The following is a 17,740-nucleotide window of genomic DNA, read 5'->3' on the forward strand; positions in this document are numbered from 1 at the left end:
GGTCGCGCGGCCACCGGTTCGCACCATCGCCGGTTCGTTCGCACCATCGCCGGGCCGCACCATCGCCGGGCCGCACGGCCGTCGGGCCGCACGGCCGGCCCGGCGGCGGGCGCGCTCCCGCCGCCGGGCCGGCCCTACGCCGACATGAGCAGCGGTCGTCCGAGTCTGGCGGCCGCCAGTGCCTCGGGGGTGACGACGGGGCGCGGGACCAGGATGCCGCAGTCCGCGCAGACCGGGCCCGTGGAGGGCTCGTGGTCGAGGTCGTACTTCCAGACCAGGTGGCCGCCGTCGCAGACCGGGCACACCGCCCCCGGCTCGCGCTCCAGTGCGGAGATCAGCCGGCGCAGCACCTCCGCCAGCGGCCCGTCCGGATGGACCCCGGGATCGTCGCACCAGGCGACACCGAAACCGCCCCAGGTCAACCGGTGCCAGTCGTCCACGCTGCCCGGCCTGCGCAGCCCGTCGTGCTTCTCCTTCCTGCGCCGCTCGGCGAACCCGGCCTCGTAGGCCAGCCACACCGAACGCGCCTCCTCCAGTTCCTCCAGCGCGGCCACGAGCCGCGCCGGGTCGGGGGAGCGGTCCTCGAGGCCGAACCCGGCCCGGGAGCACAAGTGGTCCCAGGTCGCCCGGTGCCCGTAAGGGGCGAACCGCTCAAGGCACTTGCGCAGCGAATAGCGCCGTAGCGCCAGGTCGCACCGTGGATCGCGGACCTGTCTCGCCAGACTCCGGAAACCGGCCATCGCCCTGCACCTCCGTCACACCTGCACCTGTACTTCGGTCACTTCGGCGTCGTCGTACGGACGTCGCCGAATAGACGTATCGACACGCGATTCGGCTCCATCCGATTTCCGATGCCCCTCATAAGCCGGTCCACCCGCTCCAAAAAAGTGACGCATGTTCATCTTCCAACTCGGGGATACCGGCGGTAACGTCCGGCCCACCCCAGTCGGGAGGAGCTGCCATGCCACGGCGCACCCCACGCAACGCCCTCGACAGACTGAGAACTCCCCGCGGCTTCCACGGGTTCCTGAAGGGCGCATCCGTATGCGTCCTCATCGCCGGCCTTTTGTCACCGCTTTCCCCCGCGATGGCCGCCGGAACGGGTCTCACCTCGGAGAAAGCCGCGGAAACGACCGCCGCGAAAGCAACCGGAACGAGCACCGGAGAGATCACCGGAAAGATCAGCGAAACGATCACCGGAACGCTCGCCGAAGCGGTGGCCAACGACCACTGCGGCGGCCGGTGTTCCGACATCCTGCCGCCCGGTCAGAACGGCAACGCCACCCTCGCCCAGATCCTCCTCAACCAGGCCTTCGGCACCCGGCCCGCACACGCCGAGGACCAGCTCGGGCCCTACGCCGACCTCGCCTCCGGCTACCCCGGTCTCACCAACGAAAAGATCAACACCTTCTTCAACGACGCCTCCTTCGGCGTCCCCGACGGACAGGCCGCCTCCACCGTCCGCCCCGCCGGCCGCGACGACGTGACCATCGTCCGCGACAGGAAGACCGGGGTGCCGCACATCACCGGCACCACCCGCTACGGCACCGAGTTCGGCGCCGGCTACGCGGCCGCCCAGGACCGGCTCTGGCTGATGGACCTCTTCCGGCACGTCGGACGCGGCCAGTTGACCCCCTTCGCCGGCGGCGCCCCCGCCAACCAGGGACTGGAGCAGCAGTTCTGGCGCAGCGCCCCCTACACCGAGGCCGAGCTCGCCGCGCAGATCGAGAGCGCCGCCGCCGAGGCCGGCGAGCGCGGCAAGCTGGCCCTGGCCGACGTGGACGCCTACGTCGCCGGCATCAACGCCTACATCGACGCCTCCGACAAGGGCCGCTACTTCCCGGGCGAGTACGTCCTGACCGGCCACAAGGACGCCCTCACCAACGCCGGCACCATCGAGCACTTCGAGCGCACCGACCTGATCGCGCTGGCCTCCGTCATCGGCTCCCTCTTCGGCGCGGGCGGCGGCGGTGAGGTGAGCAACGCGCTGTCGCTGCTCGCCGCCCAGGAGAAGTACGGCGTCGTCGAGGGCACCGAGGTCTGGGAGTCCTTCCGCCAGCGCAACGATCCCGAGGCGGTGCTCACCCAGCACGCCGGCAGCTTCCCGTACCTGACCAAGCCCGACGACCCGCGGGGCGCGGCCCTGCCCGACGCCGGCTCGGTCCGTGCGGAGCCCCTGGTGTACGACCGTACGGGCGGCGCGGCCACCGCCGGGGCGACCGGCGCGTCGGCCGCGGCGGCGGGCGCGGCCGTCACCTCGGCCCGGCGCGGCATGTCCAACGCCCTCGTCGTCAGCGGCGAGCACACCGCGAGCGGCCACCCGGTCGCCGTCTTCGGCCCGCAGACCGGCTACTTCGCGCCGCAGCTCCTCATGCTCCAGGAGATCCAGGGCCCCGGCATCAGCGCCCGCGGCGCCTCCTTCGCGGGCCTGAGCATGTACGTCGAACTGGGCCGCGGCCAGGACTACGCCTGGAGCGCGACCACCTCGGGCCAGGACATCATCGACACCTACGCGGTCGAGCTCTGCCAGGACGACCACCACTACCTCTACCGCGGCACCTGTACGCCGATGGAGAAGATCGAACGGAAGAACGCCTGGAAGCCGACCGTCGCCGACTCCACCGCGGCCGGCTCCTACACGATGCGGGTCTGGCGCACCAAGTACGGCCCGGTCGAGTTCCGCGCCACCGTCGGCGGCAAGAAGGTCGCCTACACCAGCCTGCGCTCCTCGTACCTGCACGAGGCCGACTCGATCATCGGCTTCCAGATGCTGAACGACCCGGACTACCTGAACGGCCCCGAACGCTTCCGGAGCGCCGTCCAGCACATCAACTACACCTTCAACTGGTTCTACGCCGACGCCGAGCACACCGCGTACCACAACAGCGGCGACAACCCGGTAAGGGCGGAGGGCGTCGACGCCGACTTCCCCGTCTGGGCACGTCCGGCGCACGAGTGGAAGGACTGGGAGCCCGCCGCCAACACCGCCCGCTACACGCCCGCCTCCGCCCACCCGCAGTCACTCGACCAGGACTACTACGTCTCCTGGAACAACAAGCAGGCCAAGGACTACACCACCGCCCCCTGGGGCAACGGCTCCGTCCACCGCGGCAATCTCCTCGACGACCGGGTGAAGAGGCTGGTCGCCGACGGAGGCGTCACCCGGGCCGCGCTGGTGAAGGCGATGGCCGAGGCGGCCCTCGCCGACCTGCGGGCCGAGGACGTACTGCCGGGCCTGCTGAAGGTGATCGACTCCGCGCCGGTCACCGATCCCTCGGTGAAGACCGCGGTGGACCGGCTCAAGGCATGGCGGGCGGCGGGCGGCCTGCGCACCGAGACGTCGGCCGGTTCGAAGAAGTACGCCCACGCCGACGCCGTCCGCACCCTGGACGCCTGGTGGCCGCTGCTGGTGAAGGCCGAGTTCGAGCCGGGCCTCGGCAGCGACCTGTACACCGCCTTCACCCGCAACCTGCCCGTCGACGAGTCCCCGTCCGCCGCCCACGGCCCGACCGGCGCACACGCCGGCAGCGCCTTCCAGTACGGCTGGTGGAGCTATGTCGACAAGGACATCAGGACGGTGCTCGGTGAGCCCGTCGAGGGGCCGCTCGCGCGCGCGTACTGCGGCGACGGCGACCTCGCCGCCTGCCGGGACGCCCTGGTCTCCACCCTGAAGGAGGCGGCGGGCCGGACGCCCGCCCAGGTCTATCCCGGCGACGACAACTGCCCGGCGGGCGACCAGTGGTGCGCCGACTCGGTCGTCCACCGCACCCTGGGCGGCATCAGGCACGGCGGCATCAGCTGGCAGAACCGGCCGACCTACCAGCAGGTCGTGGAGTTCACGTCACACCGGTGACCGGCCGGCGCCCGGGTCAGCGGTAGAGCAGGTACTGGCGGCGCGTCCTTCGGAACGCCGCCAGTTCGCTCTCCCAGCCGCCCACCACCTCGTCGGTGTCCGCGCCCGCGTCGATCATCGTGCGCACCTGTGCGGAGCCGCTGAGCTTGTCGATCCAGTTGTCCGGCCGCCAGGCGAAGCCGTCCCAGCTCTGCTTCGCGGTCACCAGGAGGGCGATTCCGGTGCGGACTGGGTCGAAGGCGGCCCGGTCGTGCACGTGCAGCTGTACGCCTCCGACGGTCTTCCCCTGGAACTTGGAGAAGGTGGGCGCGAAGTACGCCTCCCTGAAGTGCACGCCGGGCAGGTCGAGCGCGTTCACGGCGGCGGCCCAGCTCCCGTCGACGCCCTCGGCTCCGATCAGCTCGAAGGGACGGGTGGTGCCGCGTCCCTCCGACAGGTTCGTGCCCTCGAACAGACACGTGCCCGAGTAGACGAGGGCGCACTCCGGCGTCGGCATGTTGGGGCTCGGCGGCACCCAGGGCAGCCCGGAGGCGTCGTGGAACTCCGAGCGCTTCCAGCCGGACATCGTCACGGTCTCCAAAGGCACCGGCGAGGTCAGGAACTCGCCGTTGAAGAGCCGCGCCAGTTCGGCGACCGTCATGCCGTGCGCCTGCGCGATCGGCTGCCGGCCGACGAAGGTCGCGAACTCCTTGTGCAGGACCGGGCCGAGCGCCGCCCGCCCGGTCACCGGGTTCGGCCGGTCCAGGACCACGAACCGCTTGCCCGCGAGCCGGGCCGCCTCCATGCAGTCGAACAGCGTCCAGATGTACGTGTAGAAGCGCGCGCCGACGTCCTGGATGTCGAAGACGACGGTGTCCACCCCGGACGCCGTGAAGACGTCCGCGAGCGGCTGCCCGCTCTTCAGGTACGTGTCGTAGACCGGCAGCCCGGTCGCCGGGTCGTCGTACCGGCCCTCGGAGCCGCCCGCCTGCGCGGTGCCCCGGAAGCCGTGCTCGGGGCCGAAGACGGCGGTCAGGTCCACGCGGTCGTCGGCGTGCATGACGTCGACGATGTGGCGCACGTCCCGCGTGATGCCGGTCGGGTTGGTGACGACGCCGACCCGCTGCCCGTCGAGCAGGGCGTAGCCGTCGTCGGCGAGGCGCTCGAAGCCGGTGCGGAGCCGGCGGCCGCCGTGGCCCCCGGGCGCCGCCTGCGCCGTGCCGGTCGCGACGGCCGTGGCGGTGGCCGCGACCGCGGCCGTGGTGGCGAGCAGGTTCCGTCTGGACAGCGTCATGCGGTGACCTCCGTGATCGCGGCGGGTGTCATGCGCACGCACGCTAACCCGCACCCCCTGCCGCACGGAACGAGGCGAACCGCGGTTCACCTCTTCCGTCGTACATACCGACTGGTTAGTCTGGCGTTGCAGCAGGCCCACGCACGTGGCGTCGCAGCCGTGTCGAAGGAGACCGATGGTGGAAGCCGTGCAGGATGCCTCAGTCGTCGTCACCGGGGCGGGAGGCGGCATCGGCGCCGCGCTGGCCCGCCGCTTCGCCGCCGAGGGAGCCCGGGTCGTCGTCAACGACCTCGACGCCGACCGGGCCAAGGCCGTCGCCGACGAGATCGGCGCCATCGCCGTCCCGGGCGACGCCTCCGCGATCGTCACCGAGGCGCGTGAGGCGCTGGGCGGCACGGTCGACGTGTACTGCGCCAACGCGGGCGTCGGCTCCGGGGGTTCCGAGGCGGCCGAGGAGGCCGTCTGGGCGCTCGCCTGGGACGTCAACGTCATGGCCCATGTGCGGGCGGCCCACGAACTGATCCCCGACTGGCTGGAGCGCGGCAGCGGCCGTTTCGTCTCCACCGTCTCGGCCGCCGGGCTCCTCACCATGATCGGCGCCGCGCCCTACAGCGTCACCAAGCACGGCGCGTACGCCTTCGCCGAGTGGCTGTCCCTGACGTACCGCCACCGCGGGATCAAGGTGCACGCCATCTGCCCGCAGGGCGTGCGCACCGACATGCTCACCGCGAGCGGCAGCGCGGGCCAACTGGTCCTCCAGCCCACCGCGATCGAGCCGGGGGACGTCGCGGACGCCCTCTTCAAGGGGATCGAGGAGGACCGCTTCCTCATCCTGCCGCACCCCGAGGTCGCCGAGTACTACCAGGCCCGCGCCGCCGAGCCCGACCGCTGGCTGCACGGCATGAACCGCCTCCAGCGGCAGTGGGAGGAGGCGACGGCCCGATGACCGGCTCCCGTTACGCGGCCAGGCCCTGGCTGGACCTGCTGACCGACGCCCAGAAGGCCCCGCTCGCCCTGGAAGCCTCCCTGGTGCACGCCCTGCGCCGGGCCGCGGCCGTAGCCCCCGACCGCGCCTTCCTCGCCTACTTCGACGGCCGCCTCACCTACCGCGAGGTGGACGAGCTGAGCGACTCCGTCGCCGGGCACCTCGCCGCGCGCGGCCTGGAGCGCGGCGAGCGGGTCGCGGTCCTGATGCAGAACTCCCCGCACTTCGTGCTCGCCGTCCTCGGCGCCTGGAAGGCGGGCGCGGTCGTCGTGCCCGTCAACCCCATGTACAAGTCGGGGGAGGTCGGCCACGTCCTGCGGGACGGCGAGGTGGCCGCGCTGATCTGCTCCGACCGGGCCTGGGAGTCGTACCTGCGCGAGACGGCGTCCGGCTCGCCGGTGCGGATCGTGCTGACGGGATGCGAGCTGGACTTCCAGACCCGCCAGGACGCGCGCGTGCTGACCTTCGAGCGGCTGCCGGGTGCCACCGACGCCGACGACCTCACCCAGGCGGCCCGAGCCGGTCACAAGGCACCCCAGGGCCGCGACCCGGGACCGGACGACACCGCGCTCATCAGCTACACCTCGGGTACCAGCGGCACGCCCAAGGGCGCCACCAACACGCACCGCAACATCATGTACAACGCGGAGCGGCAGCGCACCGGGCTCGGCCTGCCCGAGGCACCGGTCTACTTCGCGCTGGCGCCGCTGTTCCACATCACCGGCATGGTCTGCGAGTTCGGCGCCTGCCTGAACAGCGTGGGCACGCTCGTCCTCGCCTACCGCTTCGAGGCGGGTGTCGTGCTGGACGCGTTCGCCGAGCACCGGCCGCACTACACGGTCGGCCCGTCCACCGCCTTCATGGCGCTGGCCGCCCACCCGTCCGTCACCCGCGAGCACTTCGCCTCCTTCGCGAACATCTCCTCCGGGGGCGCCCCGCTGCCGCCCGCCCTGGTGGAGAAGTTCCGCGCGGGCTTCGGACCGTACATCCGCAACGGCTACGGGCTGACCGAGTGCACCGCGCCGTGCGCCTCGGTCCCGCCGCACCTGGAGGCGCCCGTCGACCCCGGCTCCGGGACCCTCGCCGTCGGCGTGCCCGGCCCCGAGAGCATCGTCCGGATCGTCGACGAGCAGGGCGCGGAGGTGCCCTTCGGAGAACAGGGCGAGATCGTCGTGAGCGGTCCGCAGGTCGTCCCCGGCTACTGGCGGCGCCCCGACGCCACCGCCGAGACCTTCCCCGGCGGCGAGCTGCGCACCGGCGACATCGGCTTCATGGACGCCCAGGGGTGGCTCTACGTCGTCGACCGCAAGAAGGACATGATCAACGCGGCCGGGTTCAAGGTGTGGCCGCGCGAGGTCGAGGACGTGCTCTACACCCACCCGGCGGTGCGCGAGGCCGCCGTCGTCGGCGTCCCCGACGGGTACCGCGGGGAGACCGTCAAGGCGTACATCAGCCTCCGTCCGGGTGCCGAGGCGGCCCCGGACGCACTGGCCGCGTACTGCGAGGAGAGACTGGCCGCCTACAAGTACCCGCGCCAGGTGGAGATCCTGCCCGACCTGCCGAAGACGGCGAGTGGGAAGATCCTCCGTCGGGAACTGCGTTCCCGTACGCAACAGGACGAACAGTGAACAGACACTAGAACGGAAAGGCAGGTGACGGCAGTGCCCAGGACCACGGACGGGGACGGCACTCCGGTGCCGCAGCGGCTCCTGGCCGCCGCCACCCGGCTCTTCGCGGAGCAGGGCTACGACCGCACCTCGGTACAGGAGATCGTGGAGGCGGCCGGCGTCACCAAGGGAGCGCTGTACCACTACTTCGGCTCCAAGGACGACCTCCTGCACGAGGTGTACGCGCGCGTGCTGCGCCTCCAGCAGGAGCGCCTGGACGCCTTCGCCGACTCCGACGAGCCGGTCGAGAAACGGGTGCGGGAAGCGGCGGCCGACGTCGTCGTCACGACCATCGACAACCTCGACGACGCGTCGATCTTCTTCCGCTCCATGCACCAGCTGAGCCCGGAGAAGAACAAGCAGGTGCGCGCGGAGCGCCGGCGCTACCACGAACGCTTCCGCGCGCTCATCGAGGAAGGGCAGCAGGCCGGCGTCTTCACCAAGGAGTCCCCGGCCGATCTGGTGGTGGACTACCACTTCGGCTCCGTCCACCACCTCTCGACCTGGTACCGCCCCGACGGCCCGCTCGGCCCGCAGGAGGTCGCCGACCACCTGGCCGACCTGCTGCTGCGGGCACTGCGCCCGTGAGGTGACGGCCCCCCGGCTTCCGGGGGGCGCCGCCTCGCTCAGAGGTACTTCTTGATCTCCCGGCGTGCCAGCGAGCGCTGGTGGACCTCGTCCGGGCCGTCGGCGATCATCAGCGTCCGGGCGCCGGCGTAGAGCTCGGCCAGCGGGAAGTCCTGGCTCACGCCGCCCGCGCCGTGCAGCTGGATCGCCCGGTCGATGATGTCGACCACCGCGCGGGGCGTGGCGATCTTGATGGCCTGGATCTCGGTGTGGGCGCCCCGGTTGCCGACGGTGTCCATCAGCCAGGCCGTCTTCAGGACCAGCAGCCGCAGCTGCTCGACGGTGACGCGCGCGTCCGCGATCCAGTTGTGCACGACGCCCTGCTGGGCCAGTGCCTTGCCGAAGGCCTCGCGGGAGACCGCCCGACGGCACATCAGCTCGATCGCCCGCTCGGCCATGCCGATCAGCCGCATGCAGTGGTGGATGCGCCCCGGACCGAGGCGGGCCTGGGCGATGGCGAAGCCGCCGCCCTCCTCGCCGATCAGGTTGGACACCGGCACGCGCGCGTGGTCGAAGGTCACCTCGGCGTGGCCGCCGTGGTAGTGGTCCTCGTAGCCGAAGACCTGCATGGCCCGGTCGACGGTGACGCCGGGCGTGTCGCGGGGGACCAGCACCATGGACTGCTGGCGGCGGATGTCCTCGCCGTCCGGGTCCGTCTTGCCCATCACGATGAAGATCTTGCAGTCCGGGTTCATCGCCCCGGAGATGTACCACTTGCGGCCGGTGATGACGTACTCGTCGCCGTCGCGCTCGATGTGCGTGGTGATGTTCGTGGCGTCCGAGGAGGCCACGTCCGGCTCGGTCATCGCGAACGCCGAGCGGATCTCACCGGCGAGCAGCGGCTGGAGCCACTGCTTCTGCTGCGCCTCGTCGGCGAACTGGGCCAGCACCTCCATGTTCCCGGTGTCGGGCGCCGCGCAGTTCGTCGCCGTCGGGGCCAGCTGCGGGCTGCGGCCGGTGATCTCGGCGAGCGGCGCGTACTGGAGGTTGGTGAGGCCGGCGCCGTGTTCGGCGTCGGGCAGGAAGAGGTTCCACAGGCCCTGGCGCCGGGCCTCGGCCTTGAGGTCCTCCACGACCTGCGGGGTGTCCCAGGGGGAGGCGAGCCGGGCGCGCTGCTCGTGGGCGACCTGCTCGGCGGGGTGGACGTACTCCTCCATGAAGGTGAGCAGCCTGGCGCGGAGTTCCTCGGTGCGTGCGTCGAACGCGAAGTCCATGACGGATCAGCCTTCCTGAAGGGTGGTCAGGCCGTGCTCGATGAAGACGGGGACGAGATCGCCGATGCGGTCGAAGCCGCGGCCGACCGTCTGGCCCAGCGTGTAGCGGTAGTGGATGCCCTCCAGGATCACGGCGAGCTTGAACCAGGCGAACGCCGTGTACCAGGCGACGCCGGCCACGTCGCGTCCCGAGCGTGCGGCGTACCGCTCGATCAGCTCGGCGGGGGCGGGGTGGCCGGGGGCCTGTGCCGTGGTGGAGACGGGCGAGTCGGGCATGCCGAGCGGCATGCTGTACATGACCAGCAGGCCCAGGTCGGTGAGGGGGTCGCCGAGCGTGGACATCTCCCAGTCGAGGACGGCCCTGATCTCGTCGTTCCCGCCGCCGATCAGGACGTTGTCGAGGCGGTAGTCGCCGTGCACGACGGTCGGGGCGGGGGAGCGGGGCAGCTCCCGGCCGAGCGTGGCGTGCAGCTCGTCGATGCCGGCCAGGTCGCGGTTGCGGGAGGCGTCCAGCTGCTTGGCCCAGCGCCGCAGCTGCCGGTCCAGGAAGCCCTCGGGGCGGCCGAAGTCCGCGAGGCCCACCTCGGCGGGGTCCACCGCGTGCAGATCGACGAGCGTGTCGACCAGGTTCAGCACGGCGGCCCGGGTGCGCTCGGGCCCGAGCGGGGCGAGCTGGCCGGCGGTGCGGTAGGGGGTGCCCTCGACGAACTCCATGACGTAGAAGGGCGACCCGAGGACCTCCTCGTCCTCGCAGAGCAGGACGGGACGCGGCACCGGTACGTCCGTCGGGTGCAGGGCGCTGATGACGCGGTGCTCGCGCTTCATGTCGTGCGCGGTGGCCAGGACATGGCCGAGCGGGGGCCGTCGTACGACCCAGTGGGCGGTACCGTCCGAGACCGCGTAGGTGAGGTTCGACCGTCCGCCCTCGATCAGCCGGCCGGACAGCGGGCCGGTCACCAGGCCGGGCCGCTCACGGTCGAGCAGGCCGCGCAACCGGTCGAGATCGAGTCCGGGCGGGTGGTCGGGGCTCATCGTCGCTCCTACGGGCAGGCGAACAGTACCCGAGTCATGATGCCGACCAGTCGGTATGCCGTCCAGTAGGGGGGCGGAACGTGATCGGCGCCACGACGTGCCGACAGCTCCCGGCACAGGAGTGCGGGAGCTGTCGGGGGCGGGGCGGCGGAGCGGAGTGCCCGCGGGTCAGTGGTCGTCCCAGTGGCCGTCGTGAGCGGCGTGCCGGTGGCCGTCGTGGAGGTAGTCGACGTGGTCGCCGTGCGGCACCCGGGCGTGGCCGCAGTCGGGGCGGTGGACGTGGTCGTGGGCGGTGTGTTCCTGGTGGAGAGTGGTCATGACGCTCACCTTAACGGTGCATATCCGGACATTCAGCTTGCGTGCTGTACGGGTACCCCGGAGGGTCGGAGCCATGAAGGCGATCAGTTACGCACGGTACGGCGGCCCCGAGACGCTGGAATACACGGATGTCCCCGATCCGCGGGTCGGTCCCGACTCGGTGCTCGTGAAGGTGCGGGCCGCCGCCGTCAACCCCGTCGACTGGAAGTGCCGCGACGGCCACCTCGACGCGATCCTCCAGCCCGTCTTCCCCGTGATCCCGGGGTGGGACGTCTCGGGGGTCGTGGTGCGGCCCGGAGCCGCCGTCACGGAGTTCGCCGTCGGGGACGAGGTGATCGGCTACGTCCGCGAGGACTTCCTCTCCCGGGGCACCTTCGCCGAGTACGTGGCGGCGCCCGTGCGCACTCTCGCGCGCAAGCCGCGCAACCTCACCCACGAGGAGGCGGCCGGGCTGCCGCTGACCGGGCTGACCGCGTACCAGGTGCTGGTGAAGGCGCTGCGGGTGAAGCGGGGCGAGACCGTCCTCGTGCACGCGGCCGCGGGCGGGGTCGGCTCGATCGCCGTGCAGTTGGGGCGGCACCTGGGGGCGCGGGTCATCGGGACGGCGAGCGAGCGCAACCACGACTTCGTGCGGGGGCTGGGAGCGGAGCCGGTGACGTACGGGGAGGGGCTGGCCGAACGGGTGCGTGGGCTCGCGCCCGAGGGCGTGGACGCGGTCTTCGACACGGTCGGCGGCGAGACGCTGAAGACCTCGGCGAACCTGCTGGCCACCGCGGGCCGGCTGGTGTCGATCGCCGACGCGGACGTCGTCGGCTACGGCGGGCGGTACTGCTTCGTGCGCCCCGACGCCGAGGACCTGTCGCGGCTGGCCGAGCTGGCGGAGCAGGGGGTCGTGACCGTGCACGTGTCGGAGACGTTCCCCCTGGAGCGGGCGGCGGACGCGCACCGGCAGAACCAGGAGGGGCGGACGCGGGGGAAGATCGTGGTGACGGTGGACCGGGAGTAGCGGCGGGTCCAGGCGCCCCCCTGGCGGGTCCCGGCCGCCCCCTAGAGGACGAGGAAGGCGCCGCACACCGCGAGCGCCACCGTGCACAGGGCCGCCGCCGTGGCGTACGGCGGGGTCAGGGCACGGGGCCGGTTCGCCGAGGCGAGGGTGCGGATGCGGGCGTGGGCGATGGCCAGGAAGGCCAGCCAGAGGGCGCAGCACAGGGCGGCGGCGACGGCCGAGGCGGGCGTCGCGCCGCCGTGCAGCACGGTCTTCCCGGCGAGTACGGCGACGACGGTGCCGGACAGGGTCGTACGGCGCCAGGCGAGCCGGGTGCGCTCGGGCTGGAGCCCGGGATCGCGGTCCGGGCCGGCCGCGGCGGCGTCCGCGCTCCCGTCCGCGCCGGCGCTCACGCTCAGCCCCCCCAGCCGACGAGGACCACGACGACCATCGCCACGGCGACCACCGCGACGACCAGGCTGAGCAGGGCGGGGAAGCGTGAGACGGGGAGGTCGTCGCCGCGGCGCATGGCCCGTTCGCAGCGCACCCAGTGGTTCACGGCGCGCAGTGAGCACAGGACGCCGGACGCGAGCAGCGCGAGCGCCAGACCCACCCGCCAGCCCCAGCGCAGGTCGGGCAGGAACTGGTCCACCGCGAACCCGCCGCCGATCAGGGCGAGAGCGGTGCGCAACCAGGCCAGGAAGGTGCGCTCGTTCGCCAGGGAGAACCGGTAGTCGGGGGTGCCGCCCTCCCGCCGGACCTCTTCGGGCGCGAACCAGAGCCGGGCGTTCCGCACGAATTCGATCACTCGGGGACCCTACCGGGTGGGGGTGGGACGCCTGCGGCTGCCTGCGCGGGTGCCCGGGCACCCCGACGGCACCACGAACCTCACCCCCGCCGAGCACGCAGCCGCGCGTACGCCGACAACCCGTCCGGCACCCACTCCCACTCCCCGAGCCGCCGCTCCAGCTCCGCCTCCGTGAGGAACCCGTGCCAGGCCACCTCCTCCGCCTGCGGAGCGACCGGCCCCTCGCAGCGGACCTCGTACACCGCCGACCACCAGGTCCGCCCGGCGCCGTCGTCGTACAGGAACGTGAAGAGGTGTTCCGGACGCGGCAGCCCCGTCACCCCCAGTTCCTCCTCCGCCTCCCGCAGCGCCGCGTCGTCGTAGGACTCGCCCGCGCCCACCACCCCGCCGACGAACATGTCGTACAGGGAGGGGAACACCAGCTTCGTCGCCGTGCGGCGGTGGACGAAGACGCGTCCCCGGGCGTCCCGGGCCCACACGAAGACGCAGCGGTGGCGCAGCCCCTGGGCGTACACGTCGCCCCGCCGGGCCCGCCCGGTGACGCGGTCGTTCTCGTCGACGATGTCGAGGATCTCGTCAGCAGCGCTCATGCCGTCCATCCAAGCAGCGCCCGACCGGTCAGCGCCGCTGCAGGTCCCGTGCGCGCCCCTGCTCGCCCGTGCCCTGCGGCATCGCCGGATGCAGGCCCAGCAGGACGATGCCCGACACCGCCGCCGTGAGTCCGCCCGCCTCCCACGCCAGCGCCCCGGCGTCGGTGCGCAGCCGGTCGCCGAGGAATCCGACCCCGCAGGCGATGCCCGCGAGCGGCTGGGCCGCCGTCAGGGCGGGCAGTGACCTGCGCAGCGGTGCCGTCTCGAAGGCGCTCTGGACCAGGATCAGCCCGGTGACGCCGAGCACCACGACCGCGTACGGCTGCCAGCCGGCCAGCAGTTCCGCCGGGCCGCCCGCGGCCAGGCGCCGGCCACTGACCCGGGTCAGCGCGTCCTGCACCCCGTACACCAGTCCCGCGGCCACGGCCAGCAGCGTCGGGCCCCAGGTCAGCCGGCAACGCCCGGCGCCCGCCGTGAGCAGGACGCACAGGCCCAGCATCCCGCCGATGATCAGCCAGTGCCGTACCGGGTCGGTCACCGCGCTGCCGCCCCGCGGTTCGCCCGCCACGACGAACGCGGTGACGCCGCCCGCGAGCAGCACGAGGCCGGCCCAGCCCTGCCGTCCCAGCCGTTGCCGGGTCTGCACGCGGGAGAGAGCGAGGGCGAAGAGGAGGTTCGTCGCCAGGAGGGGCTCGACGAGGGTGAGCTCGCCGCCGCCCAGCGCGAGGGCGCCCAGCACCATGCCGGCCACCATCAGCCCCATACCGGCCAGCCAGCGCGGCACCCGCACGAGGTCCAGCAGGAGGCGGGGGGAGAGGAAGTCGCCCAGCGGAGCGCGCTGGGCCGCGTTCTGCTGGAGCACGAAACCGAAGCCCAGGCAGCATGCGGCGCTCACGGCGAGGACCAGAACCAGAACCGACACGCTGCGTACCTCGATCGTCAGTCGGGTCACGGGTGCGTAGGAGCCGACTCTATTCGCGGCGGGGGTGACCCGCCGGGTGGGCGCCGCATCCGGGTGGCGGGGAGGCGGGGACACAGGGCGGAGCGCGACAACTTCCTCAGCAGTCATATGAGTTGACGCGCGCAACGGGCTTGTGAGTCCGATTCCGCCGACGCGTCCGTACCGCTCGCCCTTGCTCGGGTCCACCGGACCCTGCGCGGCAAGGAAAAGCCGGCCCGGGCCCGCCGGGCGTGCCGGGACGCCGCCGCTCCCGCCCCGGGCGATCCGACGCCCTGGCTCGGGCTCCTCCTGCTGGAGCGTTCGCCGGGCGCGGGCGAGGGGGTCGTCCGGGGCTTCGACCAGGTGCAGGCTGGTCGACCTCGACTTCCTCGCCCACGCGAAGTCCTGCGAGGCTGGAGAAGGCGGCGTCCCCCTGAGCCGCACGGGGACGCCGGAGACGTGAGCGGGTCCGCGGCGACGGGCCCGGCCGGAACCGACGACGGGGAGGCGCGGCCACCCGTGGCCGTGCCTCCCCGTCGGCCGCCGGTGACCGTGCCTCCCCAGGGGTGGCGCGGTGCGGCGTGCGGCTAGATGACCAGTGAGAGGAGCAGGACCAGAGCTCCCGCGACCACCGAGATGATCGTCTCCATGACGGACCAGGTCTTGATGGTCTGGCCGACGTTCAGGCCGAAGTACTCCTTCACCAGCCAGAAGCCGGCGTCGTTGACGTGGCTGAAGAAGAGCGAGCCGGCGCCGATCGCCAGGACCAGCAGGGCCGCGTGCGTCGTCGACATGTCGGCCGCGAGCGGTGCGACCAGACCGGCCGCCGAAACGGTCGCCACGGTCGCCGAACCCGTCGCCAGCCGGATCGCCACCGCGATCAGCCAGGCCAGGAGCAGGGCCGGAATGGACCAGTCCTCGGAGATCTCCAGGATCATCTGGCCCACGCCGGAGTCGATCAGCGTCTGCTTGAAGCCGCCGCCCGCGCCGACGATCAGGAGGATGCCGGCGATGGGCGCGAGGCCCTTCTCGACCAGGCCCGACAGGCGGTCCTTGCCGAACCCGGCCGGACGCAGCAGCGTGAAGATGCCGACGATCACGGAGGCGAGCAGGGCGATCAGCGGGTTGCCGATCACGTCGAAGGTGCGCTGCACCACGTTCTCCGGGTCGTCGACGATGATGTCGACGAGCGCCTTGGCCAGCATCAGCACGACCGGCAGCAGGATCGTGGCCAGGGTGGCGCCGAAGCCGGGACGCTTCTCCAGTTCCTCCGAGGCGCGCTGCGGGATCATGCGGTCGGGGGCCGGGACGTCCACCCAGCGGGCCGCGTACTTCGAGAACAGCGGACCGGCGATGATCACCGTCGGGATGGCGATCAGGACACCCAGCGCGAGCGTCACACCGAGGTTGGCGCCGACCGCGTCGATCGCGACCAGCGGACCGGGGTGCGGCGGGACCAGACCGTGCATCACGGACAGACCGGCCAGCGCCGGGATGCCGATGCGCATCAGGGAGTAGTTGCCGCGCTTGGCGACCATCAGGACGACCGGGATCAGCAGGACGATGCCGACCTCGAAGAACAGCGGCAGTCCGATGACCGAGGCGATCAGCACCATCGTCCACGGCATCGACCGGGGGGTCGCCTTGGCGAGGATGGTGTCCACGATCTGGTCGGCGCCGCCGGAGTCGGCGAGCATCTTGCCGAGGATCGCACCGAGGGCGATCAGGACGCCGACGCCCGCGACGGTGGAGCCGAGTCCGCTGGTGAAGCTGGTGATGACCTTGTCCAGCGGCGCTCCGGCGAACGCGCCGAGCGCCAGTGACCCGATGGTCAGCGACAGGAAGGCATGCAGCTTGAACTTGGTGATGAGCAGGACGATGACGGCGATGCCCAGGAGCACGGCGATGCCCAGCTGGGCGTGGCCGGCCGAGGTGATCGGCTCGACGGTGTCCGCTGCCAGCATCTCGGCGCTGAGTCTGGTCACGGTGGTTCCCTTGCGGTGATGGGGGGTTCGGGGGAGGACGGGGCCGTGTCCGCGGGGGTGGCGGCACGACCCCGGGGGAGGGGGTGGGGGGTTACTGGACCGGCTCGGGCAGGCCCTTCAGGGCGTTCGCCGCCCGTTCGGTGATCTCCTCCGGGGTGCCGGCGACGTCCACCGCGACCCCCGCCTCGTCCGCCTCCAGGGGCTGGAGCGTGGCGAACTGGGAGTCGAGCAGAGCCGTCGGCATGAAGTGCCCCTGCCGGTGCGACATCCGGTCCTCGATCAGCTCGCGGCTGCCCGTGAGATGCACGAAGACGACACCGGGAGCCGCGGCCCTCAGCCGGTCGCGGTACGACCGCTTCAGCGCCGAACTGCTCACCACCCCGCCGAGCCCGGCCCGCCCGTGCGCCCAGCCGCCGATGGCGTCCAGCCACGGCCAGCGGTCGTCGTCGGTGAGCGGGGTGCCGGCCGTCATCTTGGCGATGTTGGCCGGCGGGTGGAAGTCGTCGCCCTCGGCGTAGGGAACGCCGAGCCGGGCCGCGAGCAGGGGGCCGATGGTGGTCTTCCCGGTGCCCGCTACGCCCATGACCACGACGACATGGGGGGTGTGCAGTTGCTGCATCGCACTCTCGCTGTCTGCTGTCTTCGTCGACACGTGATGTCGACGCAACTGAAACCCATTAGGTACGACGAATTCAAGAGGGTGTGACATATAAGTCTGACTTTTTGTTCCCGTGACGTGCCCCGTACGCTGAGTGCATGAGCACACCGGGCCGGGGGCTGCACGGCCGCGTACTGGACACCCTCGGCCCCGCGATCACCGCGGGCGAGTACCCTGCGGGCAGCGTGCTGCGCACCGACGAGCTGGCCCAGCGGTTCGAGGTGTCGCGCTCCGTGATGCGGGAGGCGGTCCGGGTCCTGGAGTCCATGCACCTGGTCGAGTCGCGCCGCCGGGTGGGCGTCACCGTCCTGGCCGAGTGCGAGTGGAACGTCTACGACCCGCAGGTCATCCGCTGGCGCCTGGCCGGCGCCGAACGCCCGCGGCAGCTGCGCTCCCTGACCGTGCTGCGGTCGGCCGTCGAACCGGTGGCGGCGGGCCTGGCGGCGCGGCTCGCCACGCCGGAGCAGTGCGCAGAGCTGACCGAGTGCGCGCTGGGCATGGTCGCCAACTCGAGCGGCCACCAGCTGGAGCAGTACCTCTTCCACGACGTGGCCTTCCACCGCGTCATCCTGACCGCCTCCGGCAACGAGATGTTCGCCCGCCTCGGCGGCGTCGTCGCCGAGGTCCTGGCCGGCCGCACCCATCACGACGTGATGTTCGAGGACCCCGACCCGGCCGCCGTCACCCTGCACGTCCAGGTCGCCGAGGCGGTCCGCGCGCGGGACGCGGAGCGCGCCGAGCGGCTGACCCGGGAGATCACGGTGGGGGCGCTGCAGGAGCTGGACATCCTGGCGCCCTGACCCGC

At 72.1% G+C, this 17,740-nt stretch carries 17 protein-coding genes and 1 pseudogene; 7 read left to right on the top strand and 11 right to left on the bottom strand.

Annotated elements, in window-relative coordinates:
• Positions 1-134 precede the first annotated feature (134 nt).
• The gene (locus ACH4F2_RS26525) at positions 135-740 is read right to left on the bottom strand and encodes a hypothetical protein (RefSeq protein WP_398135248.1); all 606 of its coding nucleotides are present in this window, start codon (positions 738-740) and stop codon (positions 135-137) included.
• Positions 741-961: 221 nt separating this feature from the next.
• Between ACH4F2_RS26525 and ACH4F2_RS26530 the strand changes: the two genes are divergently transcribed.
• Positions 962-3,853: a penicillin acylase family protein gene (locus ACH4F2_RS26530; protein WP_398135249.1), complete on the top strand. Its 2,892-nt coding sequence runs from the start codon at positions 962-964 to the stop codon at positions 3,851-3,853.
• Between the two features lie 16 nt (positions 3,854-3,869).
• Here ACH4F2_RS26530 and ACH4F2_RS26535 read toward each other — a convergent pair whose 3' ends face one another.
• Positions 3,870-5,126: an exo-beta-N-acetylmuramidase NamZ domain-containing protein gene (locus ACH4F2_RS26535; RefSeq protein WP_398135250.1), complete on the bottom strand. Its 1,257-nt coding sequence runs from the start codon at positions 5,124-5,126 to the stop codon at positions 3,870-3,872.
• Between the two features lie 175 nt (positions 5,127-5,301).
• Between ACH4F2_RS26535 and ACH4F2_RS26540 the strand changes: the two genes are divergently transcribed.
• Genes ACH4F2_RS26540 through ACH4F2_RS26550 form a run of 3 tightly spaced genes read left to right on the top strand, consistent with a single transcriptional unit; the run spans position 5,302 to position 8,366 of the window.
• Complete coding sequence (locus ACH4F2_RS26540; protein ID WP_398135251.1) at positions 5,302-6,072, top strand: SDR family oxidoreductase; 771 nt, start codon at positions 5,302-5,304, stop codon at positions 6,070-6,072.
• Entirely contained in the window at positions 6,069-7,739 is a 1,671-nt protein-coding gene (locus ACH4F2_RS26545; RefSeq protein ID WP_398135252.1) for a class I adenylate-forming enzyme family protein, read from the top strand. Before ACH4F2_RS26540 ends, ACH4F2_RS26545 begins: the two co-directional genes overlap by 4 nt.
• 33 nt (positions 7,740-7,772) lie before the next feature.
• Positions 7,773-8,366: a TetR/AcrR family transcriptional regulator gene (locus ACH4F2_RS26550; protein WP_398135253.1), complete on the top strand. Its 594-nt coding sequence runs from the start codon at positions 7,773-7,775 to the stop codon at positions 8,364-8,366.
• A gap of 38 nt (positions 8,367-8,404) precedes the next feature.
• Here ACH4F2_RS26550 and ACH4F2_RS26555 read toward each other — a convergent pair whose 3' ends face one another.
• The 3 genes from ACH4F2_RS26555 to ACH4F2_RS26565 all read right to left on the bottom strand — a co-directional run bounded on the left by ACH4F2_RS26555 (position 8,405) and on the right by ACH4F2_RS26565 (position 10,969).
• Positions 8,405-9,619 carry an acyl-CoA dehydrogenase family protein gene (locus tag ACH4F2_RS26555; RefSeq protein WP_398135254.1) on the bottom strand — a complete coding sequence of 405 codons (1,215 nt, stop codon included), beginning with the start codon at positions 9,617-9,619 and terminating at the stop codon, positions 8,405-8,407.
• A 6-nt stretch (positions 9,620-9,625) separates the two neighbouring features.
• Positions 9,626-10,651 (bottom strand): phosphotransferase family protein, encoded by a 1,026-nt coding sequence (locus ACH4F2_RS26560; protein ID WP_398135255.1) that lies wholly within the window; start codon positions 10,649-10,651, stop codon positions 9,626-9,628.
• A gap of 168 nt (positions 10,652-10,819) precedes the next feature.
• The gene (locus tag ACH4F2_RS26565) at positions 10,820-10,969 is read right to left on the bottom strand and encodes a hypothetical protein (RefSeq protein WP_398135256.1); all 150 of its coding nucleotides are present in this window, start codon (positions 10,967-10,969) and stop codon (positions 10,820-10,822) included.
• Positions 10,970-11,042: 73 nt separating this feature from the next.
• Here ACH4F2_RS26565 and ACH4F2_RS26570 point away from each other — a divergent pair, with 73 nt between their 5' ends.
• A complete protein-coding gene (locus tag ACH4F2_RS26570) occupies positions 11,043-11,975 on the top strand; it encodes an NADP-dependent oxidoreductase (RefSeq protein WP_398135257.1) in 933 nt (310 codons plus the stop codon).
• Between the two features lie 41 nt (positions 11,976-12,016).
• Here ACH4F2_RS26570 and ACH4F2_RS26575 read toward each other — a convergent pair whose 3' ends face one another.
• From ACH4F2_RS26575 to ACH4F2_RS26590, 4 genes are all read right to left on the bottom strand, one after another.
• A complete protein-coding gene (locus ACH4F2_RS26575) occupies positions 12,017-12,367 on the bottom strand; it encodes a DUF202 domain-containing protein (protein WP_398135258.1) in 351 nt (116 codons plus the stop codon).
• Positions 12,368-12,369: 2 nt separating this feature from the next.
• Positions 12,370-12,762 carry a YidH family protein gene (locus ACH4F2_RS26580; RefSeq protein ID WP_398135259.1) on the bottom strand — a complete coding sequence of 131 codons (393 nt, stop codon included), beginning with the start codon at positions 12,760-12,762 and terminating at the stop codon, positions 12,370-12,372.
• An 80-nt stretch (positions 12,763-12,842) separates the two neighbouring features.
• Positions 12,843-13,352, bottom strand: coding sequence for an NUDIX hydrolase (locus tag ACH4F2_RS26585; RefSeq protein WP_398135260.1), 510 nt, complete (start codon positions 13,350-13,352; stop codon positions 12,843-12,845).
• A 28-nt stretch (positions 13,353-13,380) separates the two neighbouring features.
• Entirely contained in the window at positions 13,381-14,274 is an 894-nt protein-coding gene (locus ACH4F2_RS26590; RefSeq protein WP_398135261.1) for a DMT family transporter, read from the bottom strand.
• 174 nt (positions 14,275-14,448) lie between these two features.
• On the opposite strand from ACH4F2_RS26590, the pseudogene ACH4F2_RS26595 reads away from it, so the two are divergent.
• Positions 14,449-14,661, top strand: a pseudogene (locus ACH4F2_RS26595) (hypothetical protein); the annotation flags it as partial.
• Positions 14,662-14,879: 218 nt separating this feature from the next.
• Here ACH4F2_RS26595 and ACH4F2_RS26600 read toward each other — a convergent pair.
• Positions 14,880-16,277 (bottom strand): GntP family permease, encoded by a 1,398-nt coding sequence (locus ACH4F2_RS26600; protein WP_398135262.1) that lies wholly within the window; start codon positions 16,275-16,277, stop codon positions 14,880-14,882.
• A gap of 91 nt (positions 16,278-16,368) precedes the next feature.
• Positions 16,369-16,896, bottom strand: a complete 528-nt coding sequence (locus ACH4F2_RS26605; RefSeq protein ID WP_398135263.1) for a gluconokinase — start codon at positions 16,894-16,896, stop codon at positions 16,369-16,371.
• 137 nt (positions 16,897-17,033) lie between these two features.
• Here ACH4F2_RS26605 and ACH4F2_RS26610 point away from each other — a divergent pair, with 137 nt between their 5' ends.
• A complete protein-coding gene (locus ACH4F2_RS26610; RefSeq protein ID WP_398135264.1) occupies positions 17,034-17,735 on the top strand; it encodes a FadR/GntR family transcriptional regulator in 702 nt (233 codons plus the stop codon).
• The last annotated feature ends 5 nt before the right edge of the window (positions 17,736-17,740 follow it).

Source organism: Streptomyces sp. NPDC017890 (assembly GCF_044328675.1).
Taxonomy (GTDB): domain Bacteria; phylum Actinomycetota; class Actinomycetes; order Streptomycetales; family Streptomycetaceae; genus Streptomyces.